General features: G+C 61.0%; 15 protein-coding genes. 9 read left to right on the top strand and 6 right to left on the bottom strand.

All coding sequences use genetic code 11. The features are described 5' to 3' along the window. Positions 1-51: 51 nt before the first annotated feature. A complete protein-coding gene (locus PFLQ2_RS09460; RefSeq protein ID WP_003183630.1) occupies positions 52-276 on the top strand; it encodes an MbtH family protein in 225 nt (74 codons plus the stop codon). Positions 277-449: 173 nt separating this feature from the next. On the opposite strand, the gene ppsR is transcribed toward PFLQ2_RS09460, so the two are convergent. After that, on the bottom strand, positions 450-1,268 hold the full coding sequence (gene ppsR / locus PFLQ2_RS09465; RefSeq protein WP_003183628.1) for a posphoenolpyruvate synthetase regulatory kinase/phosphorylase PpsR: 819 nt from the start codon (positions 1,266-1,268) through the stop codon (positions 450-452). A gap of 184 nt (positions 1,269-1,452) precedes the next feature. On the opposite strand from ppsR, the gene ppsA reads away from it, so the two are divergent. From ppsA to PFLQ2_RS09510, 8 genes are all read left to right on the top strand, one after another. After that, a complete protein-coding gene (gene ppsA, locus PFLQ2_RS09475) occupies positions 1,453-3,828 on the top strand; it encodes a phosphoenolpyruvate synthase (RefSeq protein ID WP_003183625.1) in 2,376 nt (791 codons plus the stop codon). 240 nt (positions 3,829-4,068) lie between these two features. Continuing rightward, positions 4,069-5,058, top strand: a complete 990-nt coding sequence (locus tag PFLQ2_RS09480; protein ID WP_003183623.1) for an alpha/beta fold hydrolase — start codon at positions 4,069-4,071, stop codon at positions 5,056-5,058. A gap of 126 nt (positions 5,059-5,184) precedes the next feature. Beyond that, a complete protein-coding gene (gene rraA, locus PFLQ2_RS09485) occupies positions 5,185-5,676 on the top strand; it encodes a ribonuclease E activity regulator RraA (protein ID WP_003183622.1) in 492 nt (163 codons plus the stop codon). Positions 5,677-5,701: 25 nt separating this feature from the next. Then, positions 5,702-6,697: a zinc transporter ZntB gene (locus PFLQ2_RS09490; RefSeq protein ID WP_003183620.1), complete on the top strand. Its 996-nt coding sequence runs from the start codon at positions 5,702-5,704 to the stop codon at positions 6,695-6,697. Positions 6,698-6,760: 63 nt separating this feature from the next. Then, positions 6,761-7,006 carry a hypothetical protein gene (locus PFLQ2_RS09495; RefSeq protein WP_003183619.1) on the top strand — a complete coding sequence of 82 codons (246 nt, stop codon included), beginning with the start codon at positions 6,761-6,763 and terminating at the stop codon, positions 7,004-7,006. Between the two features lie 2 nt (positions 7,007-7,008). Then, positions 7,009-7,833, top strand: coding sequence for a mechanosensitive ion channel family protein (locus PFLQ2_RS09500; protein WP_003183617.1), 825 nt, complete (start codon positions 7,009-7,011; stop codon positions 7,831-7,833). A 91-nt stretch (positions 7,834-7,924) separates the two neighbouring features. Further along, complete coding sequence (gene sigX, locus PFLQ2_RS09505) at positions 7,925-8,515, top strand: RNA polymerase sigma factor SigX (protein ID WP_003183614.1); 591 nt, start codon at positions 7,925-7,927, stop codon at positions 8,513-8,515. Between the two features lie 107 nt (positions 8,516-8,622). Next, positions 8,623-9,657 (top strand): OmpA family protein, encoded by a 1,035-nt coding sequence (locus PFLQ2_RS09510; protein ID WP_003183613.1) that lies wholly within the window; start codon positions 8,623-8,625, stop codon positions 9,655-9,657. 106 nt (positions 9,658-9,763) lie between these two features. On the opposite strand, the gene cobA is transcribed toward PFLQ2_RS09510, so the two are convergent. The 5 genes from cobA to PFLQ2_RS09535 form a co-directional block, all read right to left on the bottom strand. Continuing rightward, complete coding sequence (gene cobA / locus PFLQ2_RS09515; protein WP_003183610.1) at positions 9,764-10,519, bottom strand: uroporphyrinogen-III C-methyltransferase; 756 nt, start codon at positions 10,517-10,519, stop codon at positions 9,764-9,766. A 10-nt stretch (positions 10,520-10,529) separates the two neighbouring features. Beyond that, on the bottom strand, positions 10,530-13,247 hold the full coding sequence (locus tag PFLQ2_RS09520) for a nitrate reductase (protein WP_003183608.1): 2,718 nt from the start codon (positions 13,245-13,247) through the stop codon (positions 10,530-10,532). Further along, positions 13,247-13,564: a nitrite reductase small subunit NirD gene (nirD, locus tag PFLQ2_RS09525; RefSeq protein ID WP_003183605.1), complete on the bottom strand. Its 318-nt coding sequence runs from the start codon at positions 13,562-13,564 to the stop codon at positions 13,247-13,249. Before nirD ends, PFLQ2_RS09520 begins: the two co-directional genes overlap by 1 nt. Next, a complete protein-coding gene (gene nirB / locus PFLQ2_RS09530) occupies positions 13,561-16,014 on the bottom strand; it encodes a nitrite reductase large subunit NirB (RefSeq protein WP_003183603.1) in 2,454 nt (817 codons plus the stop codon). The genes nirD and nirB overlap by 4 nt, the downstream gene beginning before the upstream one ends. Positions 16,015-16,438: 424 nt before the next feature. Continuing rightward, positions 16,439-18,109, bottom strand: a complete 1,671-nt coding sequence (locus tag PFLQ2_RS09535) for a bifunctional protein-serine/threonine kinase/phosphatase (protein ID WP_003183601.1) — start codon at positions 18,107-18,109, stop codon at positions 16,439-16,441. Positions 18,110-18,118: the final 9 nt, after the last annotated feature.

Genomic DNA, 18,118 nt, shown 5'->3' with positions numbered 1-18,118 from the left:
CTTGCTGCGCATGCGCCGCAGCGAACCTCGAGCAAAGATGGAGAGATACCCATGACTTCAGTATTCGACCGTGAGGACATCCTCTTCCAGGTCGTGGTCAACCACGAAGAGCAGTATTCGATCTGGCCGGACTACAAAGCGATCCCCGAAGGCTGGCGTACCGTCGGCAAAAGCGGCTTCAAGCAGGAATGCCTGGCCTATATAGAAGAAGTCTGGACCGACATGCGCCCCTTGAGCCTGCGCAAGAAAATGGACGAGCAGGCCGCCACCCTCTGAAACATAAGGCCGAGCCCTCCGTGGCGAGGGAGCTTGCTCCCGCTGGGCTGCGCAGCAGCCCTAAAGCCAGGCGCCGCGGTCTATCAAACAGCCTGCATCCAACCGCCAGGGGCCGCTTCGCGCCCCAGCGGGAGCAAGCTCCCGAGCCACAGGGATGTTGTGTTGTCGTTACTTTACTTGAACCGCCGCTCCACCCCTTTCTCCACCAGGATCTTCGCCGAAATCTCCTCCACGGAAAAATGCGTGGAATTGATATGCGCAATGTTCTCCCGCCGGAATAGATTTTCCACTTCGCGCACTTCGAATTCGCACTGGGCATAGCTCGAATAGCGGCTGTTGGGCTTGCGTTCGTTGCGGATTGCGGTGAGGCGGTCCGGATCGATGGTCAGCCCGAACAGCTTGTGCTGGTGGGCGCGCAGGGCGCTGGGCAGTTGCAGGCGTTCCATGTCGTCTTCGGTCAGCGGATAGTTGGCTGCGCGGATGCCAAACTGCATCGCCATGTACAGACACGTCGGCGTCTTACCACAGCGCGACACACCCACTAGGATAAGGTCGGCCTTGTCGTAATAATGCGTGCGGGCGCCGTCATCGTTGTCCAGCGCGAAGTTGACGGCCTCGATCCGCTCCATGTAGTTGGAGTTATGGCCAATGGAATGGGACTTGCCGACGGAGTAGGAGGAGTGCTCGCTGAGTTCCTGCTCCAGGGGTGCCAGGAAGGTGGAAAATATGTCGATCATGAAACCATTGGACGTTGCGAGAATCTCACGGATGTCCTGATTGACGATGGTATCGAAGATGATCGGGCGGAAACCGTCGGTTTCGGCGGCTTTATTGATCTGCTGTACCATGGCCCGCGCTTTGTCGACACTGTCGATGTACGGACGTGTCAGCTTGGCGAAGGTAATGTTTTCGAACTGTGCCAACAGGCTTTGGCCCAAGGTCTCGGCCGTGATGCCGGTGCCATCGGAAATAAAGAACGCAGATCGTTTCATTTGTGCCCTGGGCCTTAAGCTAGTGAGCTAGTGACGATTCTTGGATATGATAGGCGCGATTTGTCGGCCGCCAGTGGCCCGCATTCTCACTTATTTTCCAGGTCCAGGCCATATCGCCGGCAATCGCTCCCCTGGAGCCGTCGGTGCCTTGAGCTTTTCCAACACAGTTAGTGGAGAGATCACCTTGGTAGAGTACGTAGTTTCCCTCGATAAGCTCGGCGTCCATGATGTGGAGCATGTGGGGGGCAAGAACGCATCCCTGGGCGAGATGATCAGCAACCTCGCCGGTGCCGGTGTATCGGTGCCAGGTGGCTTTGCCACGACCGCCCAGGCTTATCGTGATTTCCTGGAACTGAGCGGCCTGAACCAACAGATCCACGACGCGCTCGATGCCCTGGATGTCGATGACGTCAATGCCCTGGCCAAGACCGGCGCCCAGATCCGCCAATGGATCATGGAAGCCGAGTTCCCCGAGAAACTGAACGCCGAGATCCGCACCGCGTTTGCCAAGCTGTCGGAAGGCAATCCCGACGTTGCCGTCGCCGTGCGTTCCTCGGCCACCGCCGAAGACCTGCCGGACGCCTCCTTTGCCGGCCAACAGGAAACGTTCCTGAACATCCGTGGCGTGGAAAACGTCATCCGTGCTGCCAAGGAAGTCTTCGCCTCCCTTTTCAACGACCGTGCCATTTCCTACCGCGTGCACCAGGGCTTCGACCACAAGCTGGTCGCCCTGTCCGCCGGTGTGCAGCGCATGGTCCGTTCCGAAACCGGCACCGCCGGCGTGATGTTCACCCTCGACACCGAGTCGGGTTTCCGTGACGTGGTGTTCATCACCGGCGCCTACGGCCTGGGTGAAACCGTCGTGCAGGGCGCCGTGAACCCGGATGAGTTCTACGTTCACAAGGGCACCCTGGAAGCCGGCCGTCCAGCCATCCTGCGCCGAAACCTGGGCAGCAAGGCGATCAAAATGATCTACGGCGACGAGGCCAAGGCCGGTCGCTCGGTGAAAACCGTCGATGTGGACAAGGCCGAACGCGCGCGTTTCTGCCTGACCGACGCCGAAGTCAGCGAGCTGGCCAAGCAGGCGATGATCATCGAGAAGCACTACAAGTGCCCGATGGACATCGAATGGGCCAAGGACGGTGACGACGGCAAGCTGTACATCGTGCAGGCCCGTCCGGAAACCGTGAAGAGCCGCACCCAGGCCAACGTCATGGAGCGCTACTTGCTCAAGGAAACCGGCACCGTGCTGGTGGAAGGCCGCGCCATTGGCCAGCGCATCGGCGCCGGCAAGGTGCGGATCATCAAGGACGTCTCGGAAATGGACAAGGTCCAGCCCGGCGACGTACTGGTTTCCGACATGACCGATCCGGACTGGGAACCGGTGATGAAGCGCGCCAGCGCCATCGTCACCAACCGCGGCGGGCGTACCTGCCACGCGGCGATCATCGCCCGTGAACTGGGGATCCCGGCGGTCGTCGGTTGCGGTAACGCCACCCAACTGCTTAAGGACGGCCAGGGCGTGACCGTTTCCTGCGCCGAAGGCGATACCGGCTACATCTTCGAGGGCGAACTGGGCTTCGACATCAAGAAGAACTCCGTGGACGCCATGCCGGAGCTGCCGTTCAAGATCATGATGAACGTCGGCAACCCGGACCGTGCCTTTGACTTCGCACAATTGCCGAATGCCGGCGTGGGCCTGGCCCGCCTGGAGTTCATCATCAACCGCATGATCGGCGTGCACCCCAAGGCGCTGCTGAACTACGACGGCCTGCCGTCGGAGATCAAGGACAGCGTCGACAAGCGCATCGCCGGCTACGACGATCCGGTCGGCTTCTACGTCGAGAAACTGGTGGAAGGCATCAGCACCCTGGCGGCGGCGTTCTGGCCGAAAAAAGTCATCGTGCGCCTGTCGGACTTCAAGTCCAACGAATACGCCAACCTGATCGGCGGCAAACTCTACGAGCCGGAAGAAGAAAACCCGATGCTGGGTTTCCGCGGTGCTTCGCGCTACATCAGCGAATCGTTCCGTGACTGCTTCGAGCTCGAGTGCCGCGCCCTCAAGCGCGTGCGCAACGAGATGGGCCTGACCAACGTCGAGATCATGGTGCCGTTCGTGCGCACCCTGGGCGAAGCGAGCCAGGTCGTCGACCTGCTGGCGGAAAACGGCCTGGCCCGTGGCGAGAACGGCCTGCGCGTGATCATGATGTGCGAGCTGCCTTCCAACGCGATCCTGGCGGAAGAGTTCCTCGAGTTCTTCGACGGTTTCTCCATCGGCTCCAACGACCTGACCCAGCTGACCCTGGGCCTGGACCGCGACTCCGGAATCATCGCGCACTTGTTCGACGAGCGGAACCCGGCGGTCAAGAAGCTGCTGGCCAATGCCATCGCCGCCTGCAACAAGGCCGGCAAATACATCGGCATCTGCGGCCAGGGCCCTTCGGACCACCCGGATTTGGCCAAGTGGCTGATGGAGCAGGGCATCGAAAGCGTTTCGTTGAACCCCGACTCCGTGCTGGAAACCTGGTTCTTCCTGGCCGAGGGTCAGGCGGCGGTCTGATTGAGGGAAGGGGGCTGACTGGCTGATTTTTGTCAGTTAAGCGAAACCCCCTGTGGGAGCGGGCTTGCTCGCGAAAGCGGTGTATCAGGCAACATTAGTGTTGAATGTTCCGCCCTCTTCGCGAGCAAGCCCGCTCCCACATAGGTTTCGCTAAACCAACGGGCATTTCGCCTTAACGACCCCCTTTTGATTAAGTAGGGCGGGCTCTTCGGATGCCGCCCTTTTTTGTGCAAGAGCCTTATGCAAAGCAGCAGCAACCTCTTTCCTGTCGCCCTGATCAGCGCCGAGCGGCGCGGTGATCTGAGCGAAGATGTCTATCGCTTGAAACCTGGCAACAGCCCGGACGTCAGCGTCGAGCTGGCCGTCACGCGGTTGGGCCTGGCCGATGCGGGCGAAACCCGTGGTGTCCCGGTGATCCTGCTGCACGGCAGTTTCTCCAACCGACGCTTCTGGTATTCGCCCAAGGGGCTTGGCCTGGGGGCTTACCTGACCCGACTGGGGTTCGATGTCTGGATTCCCGAGATGCGCGGCCATGGGCTGTCCCAGCGCAACCAGGGCTATCGCAACAATCGCGTGGCCGATTACGCCCGTTATGACTTGCCGGCCATTGGCGCCTTTGTGCGCGAGCAAAGCGGGCAAGTGCCGCATTGGATCGGCCATTCCCTGGGTGGTATCACCCTGGCGGCGGCGTTGGGCGGTCATTACCTGGGCGAGCCGGCCGTGGCTTCGGCGGCGTTTTTTGGTACCCAAGTCAGCCGCACCTACTGGCCGCTGAAAATTCCGCCGGTAGAGTGGAGCGGACGGTTCATCCTCAAGCGATTCGCCCAATTGTCTGGTTCTCGGCTCAAGCGCGGTCCCGAGGACGAGCCCATCGGCCTGGCGCTGGAAAGCATGCGCTGGTATGGCCTGTTCGGGCGTTTCGGCGATGCGGAGAAGAACTGGTGGGCTGGGTTGGCTGACGTCCAGCTGCCAGTACTGGCGGTCAGTGCTGCGGGCGATCATCAGGATCCGACCTGGGCATGTCGCAAACTCTTCGAGCAGATCGGTTCCGAGCACAAGCAGTTTGTCTGCCTCGGTCGCCAGCAGGGTTTCACTGGCGATTTCGGCCATGTCGAGATGCTGGTCAGCAAAGCCGCCCACGCCGAGGTCTGGCCGCTGGTTGCGCGTTGGCTGGAGGATCAGCACACGCCGTTGCTCGCGCAACAGCCCAGCCTGGCCGAAGCGGTTTGAGGCGAAGGCTCTGACAAGGGCATTTCGCTCAGGTCGGCTTGCGGCTAAGATATGACGCGTTACGCGGTTACGGTCACAAACGGTTGCCCATTCAATCTGACGTTCCAGCCTTTCAGGAGTTGTTCGATGAACCATTACCTCACGCCCGACCTGTGCGACGCCTATCCGGAACTGGTGCAGGTGCTGGAGCCGATGTTCAGCAATTTCGGTGGCCGCGATTCGTTCGGCGGCGAAATCGTGACCATCAAATGCTTCGAGGACAATTCGCGGGTCAAGGAGCAGGTTGAGCTCCAGGGCAATGGCAAGGTGCTGGTAGTCGACGGCGGTGGCTCCCTGCGCCGGGCATTGCTGGGTGACATGCTGGCGGAAAAAGCCGCGAAAAATGGCTGGGAAGGGCTGGTGGTCTACGGGTGCATCCGCGACGTCGACATCATTGCCCAGACGGACCTTGGGGTTCAGGCCCTGGCCAGTCATCCGATGAAGACTGATCGGCGCGGCGTCGGCGAGCTCAATGTACCGGTGACCTTTGCCGGCGTGACGTTTCGTCCAGGCGAGTATGTCTATGCGGACAACAACGGCGTGATCGTCTCGCCCAGCCCGCTGAAAATGCCTGAATGAAGCGCCACAGCCATAAGGGATGAGGATGTTCGAGGAAGAAAACGCGCAATGGGGGCTGGTGCATGCCCTGGTGCTGGACGGTAAAGGTGGCGCGCGTTCCATAGCCCGGACCGAACTCGACGACCTGCAGCTGCTGGCTCATGAAAGCCTGTGGCTGCACTGGGATCGCAGTCATCCGCAAACCCATACCTGGCTGCGCAAATCCAGCGGCCTGAGTGAATTCAACTGCGACCTGTTGCTGGAAGAAAATACCCGGCCACGGTTGTTGCCGTTGCCCAACGCCGAGCTGCTGCTGTTTCTGCGCGGGATCAATCTCAACCCGGGGGCCGAGCCCGAAGACATGGTCTCGGTGCGCATCTTCGCTTCCGCCGAGCGCGTGATTTCCCTGCGCCTGCGTCCATTGCGTGCCACCGATGAGCTGCTGACGCAACTGGCCGAGGGCAAGGGACCGAAAACGGCGTCGGAACTCATCCTTTATATGGCGCAGTACCTCACCAACAAGGTGCAGGACCTGGTGACCTGTCTTTCGGAAATCGTCGATGGCGAGGAAGAAAAACTCGATGCCGACGAACGGTATACCCCCGAACACGACGTCATTTTGCACATCCGCCGAAGGGCGGCCGGATTGAAGCGATTCCTCGCACCGCAGCGGGACATCTTCGGCCAGATGACCCGGCTGAAATTGTCATGGTTTGCCGATGACGACGGTGACTATTGGAACGAGTTGAACAACAGCCTGACCCGCTACCTCGAGGAGCTGGAATTGACCCGGGAGCGCGTGGGGCTTGTGCTGGAGGCCGAAGACCGGCGTCTTTCAATACGCATGAACCGCACCATGTACCGCTTCGGCATCATCACCGGGATCTTCCTGCCGATGAGTTTTCTCACCGGGCTTCTGGGGATCAACGTCGGCGGCATTCCGTTTTCCGCCAGCCCCTACGGATTCATCGTCGCTTGCTTGCTGATGATCTGCGTGGCCCTGGGGCAATGGTGGTTATTTCGCCGTTTGCGCTGGGTGTGACGAGGCTTCATGTGACCCGACGAAATTTGATCGCGTCTTCCACAGACATCACGAGAGGTGCGTATGCACGATCCGTTTGAACAGTCTTTGCGCGACATGCTCAAGGCTTCGCCGTCCAGCCGGGACGACGATGCATGCCTGGGACGTGTATTGAAAACCGCCAACCGCCAGGTCGGCGCCGGCGATCTGTTCAGCCTGCTGGGCTGCTGGTTGCCCGCGCTGATGATCGCCTTGAATAACGGATCGGCCCATGTCTCGCCGGTTTCCCGTCGTAAACCCGTTACTCGCACCGCTGATAAGGCTGATTGAATATGGAACTTGATCTCTGGACCCAGAGCCTCGTCACGGCAATGACTGCGTTGTGGACCAAAGTGGCCAACTTCATCCCCAACCTCTTCGGCGCGCTGGTCGTGCTGTTGCTCGGGTTTGTCGTGGCCAAGCTGCTGGATACGCTGCTCTCCAAGCTGCTCGCCAAACTGGGCCTCGATCGCCTGATGGGTGGCACCGGCCTGACCAAATTGTTGTCCCGTGGCGGCATCCAGGTGCCGATCTCGACCCTGGTCGGCAAGATTGTCTATTGGTTCGTGCTGCTCATTTTCCTCGTTTCGGCGGCTGAATCCCTTGGCCTTGAGCGGGTTTCAGCGACGCTGGACATGCTCGCGCTGTATCTGCCGAAGGTTTTCGGTGCGGCGCTGGTGCTGCTGGTCGGCGTGCTGCTGGCGCAACTGGCCAACGGGCTGGTGCGCGGTGCGGCCGAAGGCGTCGGGCTGGATTACGCCGCTGGCGTTGGGCGAATCGCCCAGGGCCTGGTGATCATCATCAGTATTTCGGTGGCGATCAGCCAGTTGGAGGTCAAGACCGACCTGCTCAACCACGTGATCGTGATCGTATTGATTACCGTTGGTCTGGCGGTTGCGCTGGCCATGGGCTTGGGAAGCCGGGAAATCGCCGGCCAGATTCTTGCGGGAATCTATGTGCGTGAGCTGTATGAGGTTGGGCAACAAGTGCGTGTTGGCGAGGTCGAAGGCCAGATCGAAGAGATCGGCACGGTGAAGACTACATTGCTGACCGACGAGGGCGAGCTGGTGTCGCTCTCCAATCGGATCCTGCTGGAACAGCATGTGAGTAGCCGCTAACCCGGCAAACCCTGCTAATGTATGCCGCCGCAAAATGCCTGGTAACGCAGGCTGCGGCGCACATTGACCTTGACTGTCGGCCCGACTTGTTTTGAACAAACCCCAATCGCTATCCACGCGCTATGACCCCCGTGATCTCTCCGATGAGGAGTTGGTCGCGCGCGCGCATACGGAGCTGTTCCACGTAACCCGTGCATACGAAGAGTTGATGCGCCGTTACCAGAGAACATTATTTAACGTCTGTGCACGTTATCTGGGGAACGATCGCGATGCTGACGATGTCTGTCAGGAGGTGATGTTGAAGGTGCTGTATGGCCTGAAGAACTTCGAGGGGAAATCGAAGTTCAAGACCTGGCTCTACAGCATCACCTACAACGAATGCATCACGCAGTATCGCAAGGAACGGCGAAAGCGTCGCTTGATGGACGCGTTGAGCCTGGACCCTCTCGAGGAAGCGTCGGAAGACAAGGCGCCCAAGCCCGAGGAAAAGGGTGGACTCGATCGCTGGCTGGTCTATGTAAACCCGATCGATCGGGAAATTCTGGTGCTACGATTTGTCGCAGAGCTGGAATTCCAGGAGATCGCAGACATAATGCATATGGGTTTGAGCGCGACAAAAATGCGTTACAAGCGCGCTCTTGACAAATTGCGTGAGAAATTTGCAGGCATTGCTGAAACTTAGTTCAGCGCAAATATCTCTTACGTGTAGGCAAGTTCTGATAGACTTGCCGCCGAGTTGTCCCCCGGTTTGCGGGACTGCTTCACAATCACCAGATGGGGATTTAACGGATGAAACTGAAAAACACCTTGGGCTTTGCCATTGGTTCTTTGATTGCTGCCACTTCGTTCGGCGCTCTGGCACAAGGCCAAGGCGCAGTTGAAATCGAAGGCTTCGCCAAGAAAGAACAATTCGACAGCGCTCGTAACTTCAAGAACAACGGCAACCTGTTCGGCGGTTCGGTTGGTTACTTCCTGACCGACGACGTTGAACTGCGTCTGGCCTACGACGAAGTGCACAACGCACGTTCCGATGATGGTCGTAACATCAAGGGCGCCAACACCGCTCTGGATGCCCTGTACCACTTCAACAACCCGGGTGACATGCTGCGTCCGTACGTATCGGCTGGCTTCTCCGACCAAAGCATCGGTCAGAACGGCTCCGGCGGTCGTAACCGTTCCACCTTCGCCAACGTTGGTGGCGGCGCCAAGCTGTACTTCACCGAGAACTTCTACGCCCGTGCCGGCGTTGAAGCTCAGTACAACATCGACCAGGGCGACACCGAGTGGGCGCCAAGCGTCGGTATCGGTGTGAACTTCGGTGGCGGCTCCAAGCCTGCTGCTGCTCCAGTTCCAGCTCCGGCTGAAGTCTGCTCCGACAGCGACAACGATGGCGTGTGCGACAACGTCGACAAGTGCCCAGACACCCCAGCCAACGTTACCGTTGACGCTGATGGCTGCCCAGCTGTTGCTGAAGTCGTACGTGTTGAGCTGGACGTCAAGTTCGACTTCGACAAGTCGGTTGTCAAGCCTAACAGCTACGGCGACATCAAGAACCTGGCTGACTTCATGAAGCAGTACCCATCCACCACCACTACTGTTGAAGGTCACACTGACTCCGTCGGTCCTGACGCTTACAACCAGAAACTGTCTGAGCGTCGTGCTACCGCCGTTAAGAACGTTCTGACCAACCAGTACGGTGTTGAATCGTCCCGCGTTCAGTCGGTTGGCTACGGCGAATCCCGCCCAGTAGCTGACAACGCTACTGAAGCTGGTCGTGCAGTTAACCGTCGCGTAGAAGCGCAGGTTGAAGCCCAAGCTAAGTAATTAGCCCACAGCTTTGGAAAAGCCCGGCTTAGGCCGGGCTTTTCTTTGCCTGCGATTTATGGCTCGCAGCTTATGCCAGGCAAAGCAAAACCTGCGGGAGTGTTTGTTACTGCGCCGGAGCCTGGGCCCACGCGGGCTGCGAGGCGGCCAGTTCGACAGCGCCGGCCACCGCGCCAATCACCAGGATCGCCGGGCTCTTGAGTTGGAAGGCGCTGGCAGCGGTTTCCATCGAGGCCAGGTCGCTGCGGCAGTCACGTTGGTGGGGCAGGGAGGCATTTTCGATCATGGCCACCGGCGTCTCAGCCGCCAAGCCACCGGCCAGCAGCTGTTCACGAATCTCGCTCAGTTTCGCCACCCCCATGTACACCACCAGGGTCGTCCCGCCTTGGGCCAATGCTTGCCAGTTCAGACTGCTGCCGTCCTGGGTATGGGCGGTGACCAGCGTCACGCCTCGGGCAACGCCGCGCAGGGTCAAGGGGATATCGCACTGGGTAGCCCCCGCAAGCCCGGCGGTGATGCCATTGACCAGTTCCACTTCGACGCCATGCTCACGCAGCCACTGCGCTTCTTCACCGCCGCGGCCGAAAATGCACGGATCGCCGCCCTTGAGGCGTACCACGCATTTGCCCTGGCGGGCGTAACGCAGCATCAGCCGATGAATGAAGGCCTGTGGCGTGGACCGGCACCCGCCGCGCTTGCCCACGGCAATGATGCGCGCAGTGGGGCAGTGCTCCAGCACCGCGTCGTTGACCAAGTCGTCGATCAGCACCACGTCGGCCTCGCTCAAGGCGCGCACGGCTTTGAGGGTCAGCAATTCAGGGTCACCGGGACCTGCACCCACCAGCCAGACTTTTGCGTTCATAGTGTTTTCCTCACGAGATAGCCACCAGCGGTTGCGCAGTGGCAACCAGCAGGCGCTTGATTTCCGGTACGCAGGACCCGCATTGCGTGCCACAGCCCAGTTCCTGTTTCAGCCCCTGCAAGTCCAGGCCGCGCTCGATGCCCGCGCAAATCGCTCGCTGGCTGACATTCAGGCAGTTGCACAACGTCTTGCCGCCGCCTGTCGCAGCGCCGACGTTACCCGGCGGCGCGCTCAAAGGCGCCAGCAACCAGCGCCGCAGTTGTTCATCGGCACGGCCTTCCAGCCAGAGATTCTGCAACCAGTGTCGGGCCAGGGTTTCCCCGGCCAGGCGAATGGCGGTGATGCGACCGTTTTCGATCCGCACTCGTTTACCGATGGCGCGACGCGGATCGTCATAGGCCAACACCGGTCCATCGATCAGGCCCAATTGCTCGTCGATTGCCTGCAGCAGTTGAGGTTCGGGTGCGACAGCGCTGGCAGCGCGAATCAGCAACGCCGGACGTTCACGACCGGTAAGGCTCAGGCTGACGTAGGCAAACGCCTCACACAGCGGTCGCAAGGTCTCCAAATGCCGTTGGACATCGCCCTCGATCAGGGCGAAAAGTTGCCAGGGCAGGCTCACCGGTTCCAGGCGCACGCCGCTGTGCTTGAGTTCCGGTTGTTTCGACAAGGGATCGAAGGCCGGTTGGGTCAGGCTGTTGACCCCACCCTTGAGGAAGCGGTCACCCCAGTGCATGGGCAGGAACGCCTGGCCGGGGCGGACGCTTTCGTCGCTGTCCACGGCCACGACTAGCGCACCACGCCGGCTCTTGAGGCTGACCAGGTCGCCGGCTTGTAGGCGGTGGCGAGTCAGTTCATCGGGGTGCAGGCTGAGGACGGCTTCGTTCACGTGGCCAAACAACTGCGCCGCGGTACCGGTGCGGCTCATGCCGTGCCATTGGTCACGCAAGCGACCGGTGTTCAGGGTCAAGGGGTAGCGTGCATCACGCAGTTCCTTGGCGGCGCGATACGGTTCGGTCACAAATCGGGCGCGGCCGTTATCAGTGGGGAAAATACCGTCCACGTACAGGCGAGCGGTGCCCACCGTGGCGCCTTCCGGGAAGGGCCACTGCTGCGGGCCGAGTTGATCGATCAAGGCATGGCTGATGCCCGACAGGTCCAGGTCACGGCCACGGGTCAGTTGCTTGTATTCATCGAACAGTTGGGCCGGGTTTTCAAAGGCAAACAGGCTGGGCTGGCCAGGCCGCAGGCGTTTCTCCAGGCGCTGTGCGAAATCCACCGTGATTGCCCAGTCCGCGCGCGCTTCACCCGGTGCGGCGACTGCCCGGCGGACGTGGGAAATGCGCCGTTCGGAGTTGGTCACCGAGCCTTCTTTCTCGCCCCAACTGGCGGCAGGCAACAGCAGGTCGGCAAATGCGGCGGTTTCGGTGGTGCGGAAGGCTTCCTGCAACACCACGAACGGGCAGGCTTGCAGCGCTTCACGTACCGCGGTCTGGTCCGGCATCGATTGGGCCGGGTTGGTGCAGGCAATCCACAAGGCCTTGATCTTGCCGCTGCGAACCTGCTCGAACAACTCGATGGCGCTCAAGCCAGTGCTGGCGGGCAATTGCTCGACGCCCCAGTAGCGGGCGACTTCGGCGCGATGCTCCGGGTTGGCGGCCTCGCGATGGCCGGGCAGCAGGTTCGACAGGCTGCCGGTTTCCCGTCCGCCCATGGCGTTGGGCTGGCCGGTCAGCGAGAAGGGCCCGGCGCCCGGGCGGCCGATTTGTCCGGTGGCCAGATGCAGGTTGATCAGCGCGCTGTTCTTGGCGCTCCCGGCGGTGGACTGGTTGAGGCCCATGCACCACAGCGACAGGAGACTCGGCGACGTACCGACCCACTCGGCGCATTGGTGCAGCTGCTCGATGCTAATACCGCATAGCTGGGCGACCATGCTCGGGGTGTAGTCGCGCACCAGGTTCTTCAGGTCGGCCAGCCCTTCGGTATGGGCCTTGATGAAGTCGCGGTCGACCCAGTCTTCCCACAGCAGCAGGTGCAAAATCCCATGGAACAAGGCGACATCGGTACCGGGCAGGATCGCCAGGTGCAGGTCCGCCAGGTCGCAGGTGTCTGTACGCCGAGGGTCGATGACGATGATTTTCATCTGTGGCCGGCGGGATTTGGCTTCTTCAAGGCGACGAAACAGGATCGGGTGCGCGTAGGCCATGTTGCTGCCGACGATCATTACGCAGTCGCTCAGCTCCAGGTCTTCATAACTGCACGGTGGCGCATCGGCGCCGAGGCTGCGCTTGTAGCCCACCACGGCGGAGGACATGCACAGCCGCGAGTTGCTGTCGATGTTGTTGGTGCCCACCAGCGCCCGGGCGAGTTTGTTGAAGGCATAGTAATCCTCGGTCAGCAGTTGGCCGGAGATATAGAACGCCACGCTGTCGGGACCATGCTCGGCAATGGTGTCGGCGAACACGCTGGCGGCGTGTTCGAGGGCGCTGTCCCAGTCGGTACGCGCTCGAGCCAAGCCTTTGCCCAGACGCAGTTCGGGATACAAGGCGCGGGCGGCGAGGTCGCCGGTCAAATGCAGGGTCGAGCCTTTGCTGCACAGTTTGCCAAAGTTGGCCGGGTGCGCGGGATCGCCACTGACGCCGAGGATGCGCTCGTCGTCATGGTTGATCAGCACGCCGCAACCGACCCCGCAGTAACAGCAGGTCGAGGCAGTGGTCTGGCGGCTCATCAGCTTGCGTCCCGCAGCGCCAGCATCACCCGGCCGTTCTCGACCCGCGTCGAATGATGATGGGCGCAGCCCACATCCGGCGCCTGGGCCTGGCCGCTTTCCAGGTCGATCTGCCAGTTGTGCAGCGGGCAGGCCACGCGCTTGCCGTACACCAAGCCTTGGGATAACGGGCCACCCTTATGCGGGCAACGGTCATCCAGTGCGAATACTTCATCGTCGCTGGTACGAAAAATCGCGATATCGCCTTTCGGGCCATTGATGATGCGCGAGCCCAGGATATTGATCTCTTCCAGGGCGCAGATATCCAGCCAGTTCATGCCGGCACCTCCAGGTTTTTCACGGGAATGACCTCGAACTCTTTCTTCAGTTGGGGTTGTTCCAGGCGTTGCTTCCACGGGTCCTGTTCCAGCGACAGGGAAAATTTCAGACGTTCGTGAAGGGCTTTGCGCCGCTCGGGGTCTTCTAGCACGGCTTTCTTGATGTGCTCCATGCCGACCCGCTGCATGTAGTGCACGGTGCGTTCAAGGTAGAAGGCTTCTTCGCGGTACAACTGCAGGAAGGCGCCGTTGTATTCACGCACTTCTTCGGCGGTCTTGAGCTTGACGAAAAATTCGGCGACCTCGGTCTTGATCCCGCCGTTGCCACCGATGTACATCTCCCAGCCGGAATCGACGCCGATGATGCCGACGTCCTTGATGCCCGCTTCCGAGCAGTTGCGCGGGCAACCGGAGACGGCCAGCTTGACCTTGTGGGGCGACCACATGTTGAACAGGTCATGTTCCAGTTCGATGCCCAACTGCGTGGAGTTTTGCGTGCCGAAGCGGCAAAACTCGCTGCCCACGCAGGTCTTCACGGTGCGGATAGACTTGCCGTAGGCGTGGCCGGACGGCATGTCGAGGTCTTTCCACACGCCGGGCAGGTCCTGTTTCTTGATGCCGAGCAAGTCGATGCGTTGGCCGCCGGTGACCTTGACCATGGGCACGTTGTATTTATCGGCCACGTCGGCAATGCGCCGCAGCTCGGATGGATTGGTCACGCCGCCCCACATCCGCGGGACCACCGAGTAGGTGCCGTCTTTTTGGATGTTGGCATGGGCGCGCTCGTTGATCAGGCGCGATTGCGGGTCGTCCTGGGCTTCGCCGGGCCAGCTGGAAATCAGGTAGTAGTTCAACGCCGGGCGGCAGGTGGCGCAGCCGTTCGGGGTGCGCCAGTTCAGGTAGCTCATGGTTCCGGCGATGGTCAGCAGGTGCTGGTCGCGGATCGCCTGGCGGATCTGGCCGTGGTTGAGGTCGCTGCAACCGCAGATGGCTTTCTCACTTTTGGGTTTGACGTCCGCCGCGCCACCCACGGTGTTGATCAGGATCTGCTCCACCAGGCCGGCGCAGGAACCGCAGGAGCTGGCGGCCTTGGTGTGTTTTTTCACATCGTCGACGCTGAACAGCCCGTGTTCCTGGATCGCCTTGACGATGGTGCCCTTGCACACGCCATTGCAGCCGCAGACTTCGGCAGTGTCGGCCATGCTCATGGCTTTGTCCTGGCCTTGGTGGCCTACATCGCCCAAGGCGTTTTCCCCGAACATCAAGTGATCGCGGATCTCGCTGATGGCGTGGTTTTCACGGATCTGACGGAAATACCAACCGCCATCCGCCGTATCGCCGTACAGGCAGGCGCCGACCAACACGTCATCCTTGATCACCAGCTTTTTGTAGACGCCGCCGATCGGGTCGGAAAGGGTGATGGTCTCGGTGCCTTCGCCACCCATGAAATCGCCGGCGGAGAACAGGTCGATGCCGGTGACTTTCAACTTGGTCGAAGTCACTGAACCCTTGTACGTGGCGAAGCCCAGTTGTGCGAGGTGGTTGGCGCAGACCTTGGCCTGTTCGAACAACGGTGCGACCAGACCGTAGGCGGTGCCGCGATGGCTGGCGCATTCACCGATGGCATAGATGCGCGGGTCGTAAGTTTGCATGGTGTCGTTGACCAGGATCCCGCGGTTGCAGGGGATGCCGGACTTTTCCGCCAATTCGGTGTTGGGGCGGATGCCGGCGGCCATCACCACCAGGTCGGCGGGAATGATGTCGCCGTTCTTGAACTGCACCGAGCCGACCCGGCCGTTGCCGGCGTCGTGCAGGGCCTGGGTCTGCTCGCTGAGGCGAAATTTCAGACCGCGGTTTTCCAGGGCGATTTGCAGGAGTTGGCCGCTGGTCTTGTCGAGTTGGCGTTCCAGCAACCATTCGCCAATGTGCACGACGGTCACGTCCATGCCCCGCAGCTTCAGGCCATTGGCGGCTTCCAGGCCGAGCAGGCCACCGCCGATTACCACGGCGTGCTTGTGGGTCTTGGCGGTGTTGATCATCGCCTGGGTGTCGGCGATGTCGCGGTAGCCGATCACGCCATCCAGGGTATTGCCGGGGATCGGCAGGATGAAAGGGGTGGAACCGGTGGCGATCAGCAGGCGATCGTATTCGGCTTCGCTGCCGTCTTCGGCAATGACCCGGCGCTTGACCCGATCGATCTCCACCACCTTGCGGTTGAGCAGCAGCTTGATGTTGTTGTCCAGGTACCAGCTCAGGTCGTTGAGCACGATCTCTTCGAATGTCTGCTCACCGGCCAGCACCGGCGAGAGCAGGATGCGGTTGTAGTTGGTGTGAGGCTCGGCGCCGAACACCGTGATGTCGTACAGCTCGTTGCTCAGCTTGAGCAGTTCTTCAAGGGTTCGAACCCCGGCCATGCCGTTGCCGATCATTACCAGTTTGAGTTTTTTCATCAGGGTTCTCCGCAAGCCCAGACCGGTTTCGTCACGTTTCATCACGGCGATCGGACTGGCTCGGCATTTTTACGAAAACAAAAAAAGGCGTCCCGCTAGCAAGCTAGCGAGGACGCCTTTGTCCTGGTCCCGTTCTCTCGGGAGGCACCGCCTTCATCGTTGGAGGCGTTGCCTTATGTATGTTGAGAGGGATTATGCAGTGGTTGTGCCAAGTGGCTTGAAGGCATGGATTTATTGGGGGATAGGCTGGGTGAGCGAAGGAGAAGAGGATTTATTGCACCGAATCAAAGCGTGTTGCTCGCTAATGGAGCGCTGTTGAGCTTTATGTGGCGAGGGAGCTTGCTCCCGCTGGGCTGCGAAGCAGACCCAATAACCTGCGACCGCTTCGCGCTCTAGCGGGAGCAAGCTCCCTCGCCACAGGGCATTACGAATGGAACACCAAAAACAACAGCACGACATTCATCACCAACGACACCAGCGCCAAGGTCCGCCAGACCTTCAGCGGCTCGCGCTCCAGCAGTGGCCGGGGCCTTACGTTCAAGCTGCGGCGTTCGCCCTGTTCCAGCACCAGCAGCCATTCCTCGGCCGTTTCAAAACGCTCGTCGGGGGCGGCCGCAACGGCTCGCTCCAGGCTTTGCCCGAGCCATTCGGCCAGGTCCGGTCGATAGCGGTTGGCGCTGACCGGCACGCCAAAGCGCGGACGCTGGAACGCCTCGATCTCGCCATAGGGGTAATGCCCGGTCAGCAGGAAATACAAGGTCACGCCGACGGCATACAAATCCTGTCGTGCTGTCGGCGCGTCGCCGCCGAAGGCTTCCGGGGCAATGTAACTGGGCGTGCCCGGTAGCGTGCTGGCCTGGTCTTCGGACAAGCCTGGGCAGTACGCCAACCCGAAGTCCAGCAAACGCAGTTCGCCGTCATCGCCCAGGTGCAGGTTTTCCGGCTTGATGTCGCGGTGGTAGATCTGCCTTCGGTGCAACAGGCCCACCGCCCGCACCAGCCGCTGCGCCAGGTCCAGCCATTGAGCCAGCGGCAGTGGCCCGCCCTGATCGAACAGTTCGGCCAGGGTCATGCCCGGGTATTCGCGCATCACGTAATACAAGTGCTGCCGCTGGGGAACGCCATGGACCTCGGGAAACTGCCGTCCGGCCACCCGTTTGAGAAACCATTCTTCGGAGAGCAGTGCTTGCCCGGCGCGGCTGTCGTCCCGCAGTTGCGTCGGCAGGGTTTTCAGCAACCAGGGTTGGCCCTGGCTGTCGTGCACTCGGTAGAGCAATGACTGCTGGCTCTGACCGAGCAGGCTTTCGATCTGCCAACCTTCGAACATTTGCCCCAGTTTCAGTGCTGGCGGAAGGGGCCACTGCTGCAACTGGATCAGCGCATCGCCGATGCTGGCTTCGCCCACGGCGTCGACCCGCACCAACAGCGCGCTGGCATTGTCCTGGCTGCCGGCCAGGTGCGCGGCGTTGACCAGGGTCTGGGCGGCATGGTCCAGGTCCGGCTGGTCGCGAAGGATGCCGGCAATGGCGGTGTCCCCCAGTACCGCCCAGACGCCGTCGCTGAGCAGGACGAAGGTTTCGTCGGTGCGCAACTCGCCGTCAAGGAAATCAAGGATCAGGTGTTGGTCCAGGCCCAGGGCACGCTTGAGCACATGCTGCATGCCCTGTTGTTCCCAGACGTGGTCTTCGCTGACCCGTTGCAGGTGATTGTCGTGCCAGCGATAGACCCGGCAATCGCCCACGTGGGCCAGGGTGAAGCGTCGGCCCCGCAGGACCAGGGCGCTGACCGTGGTGAGCAGCGGTTGTCCGCCACCGTTGGCTTGCAGCCAGCGATTCTGCGCCAGCAGCAAGCGGTCCAGGGCCTGGGCCACGCCCCAAGTCTGTGGTGTGGAGTAATAGTCCAGGGCCAAGGCCTGCAAGGTCGAACGGGCAGCCAATCCGCCATCGGCGCACTGGCTCACGCCGTCGGCGATGGCGAACAGGTAACCCTTGCTGGCGGCCAGGGCCGGGGCCGGGGTGACCAGGCGCAGGGCGTCCTGGTTTTCCTCCCGCGGGCCGATGGCACTGGCTTCGGCGAAACTCAGTTGCAGGCTCATGGGGGCTGG

The organism is Pseudomonas fluorescens Q2-87, assembly GCF_000281895.1.
GTDB lineage: Bacteria > Pseudomonadota > Gammaproteobacteria > Pseudomonadales > Pseudomonadaceae > Aquipseudomonas > Aquipseudomonas fluorescens_S.
This window is presented reverse-complemented; position numbering and strand designations above follow the sequence as displayed.

What these genes read in the sequence shown, in the direction of transcription:
- PFLQ2_RS09460 (WP_003183630.1), top strand. Translation starts at nt 52, where the DNA reads ATGACTTCAGTATTCGACCGTGAGGACATCCTCTTCCAGGTCGTGGTC.
- ppsR (WP_003183628.1), bottom strand. Translation starts at nt 1,268, where the DNA reads ATGAAACGATCTGCGTTCTTTATTTCCGATGGCACCGGCATCACGGCC.
- PFLQ2_RS09480 (WP_003183623.1), top strand. Translation starts at nt 4,069, where the DNA reads ATGCAAAGCAGCAGCAACCTCTTTCCTGTCGCCCTGATCAGCGCCGAG.
- rraA (WP_003183622.1), top strand. Translation starts at nt 5,185, where the DNA reads ATGAACCATTACCTCACGCCCGACCTGTGCGACGCCTATCCGGAACTG.
- PFLQ2_RS09490 (WP_003183620.1), top strand. Translation starts at nt 5,702, where the DNA reads ATGTTCGAGGAAGAAAACGCGCAATGGGGGCTGGTGCATGCCCTGGTG.
- PFLQ2_RS09495 (WP_003183619.1), top strand. Translation starts at nt 6,761, where the DNA reads ATGCACGATCCGTTTGAACAGTCTTTGCGCGACATGCTCAAGGCTTCG.
- PFLQ2_RS09500 (WP_003183617.1), top strand. Translation starts at nt 7,009, where the DNA reads ATGGAACTTGATCTCTGGACCCAGAGCCTCGTCACGGCAATGACTGCG.
- PFLQ2_RS09510 (WP_003183613.1), top strand. Translation starts at nt 8,623, where the DNA reads ATGAAACTGAAAAACACCTTGGGCTTTGCCATTGGTTCTTTGATTGCT.
- cobA (WP_003183610.1), bottom strand. Translation starts at nt 10,519, where the DNA reads ATGAACGCAAAAGTCTGGCTGGTGGGTGCAGGTCCCGGTGACCCTGAA.
- PFLQ2_RS09520 (WP_003183608.1), bottom strand. Translation starts at nt 13,247, where the DNA reads ATGAGCCGCCAGACCACTGCCTCGACCTGCTGTTACTGCGGGGTCGGT.
- nirD (WP_003183605.1), bottom strand. Translation starts at nt 13,564, where the DNA reads ATGAACTGGCTGGATATCTGCGCCCTGGAAGAGATCAATATCCTGGGC.
- nirB (WP_003183603.1), bottom strand. Translation starts at nt 16,014, where the DNA reads ATGAAAAAACTCAAACTGGTAATGATCGGCAACGGCATGGCCGGGGTT.
- PFLQ2_RS09535 (WP_003183601.1), bottom strand. Translation starts at nt 18,109, where the DNA reads ATGAGCCTGCAACTGAGTTTCGCCGAAGCCAGTGCCATCGGCCCGCGG.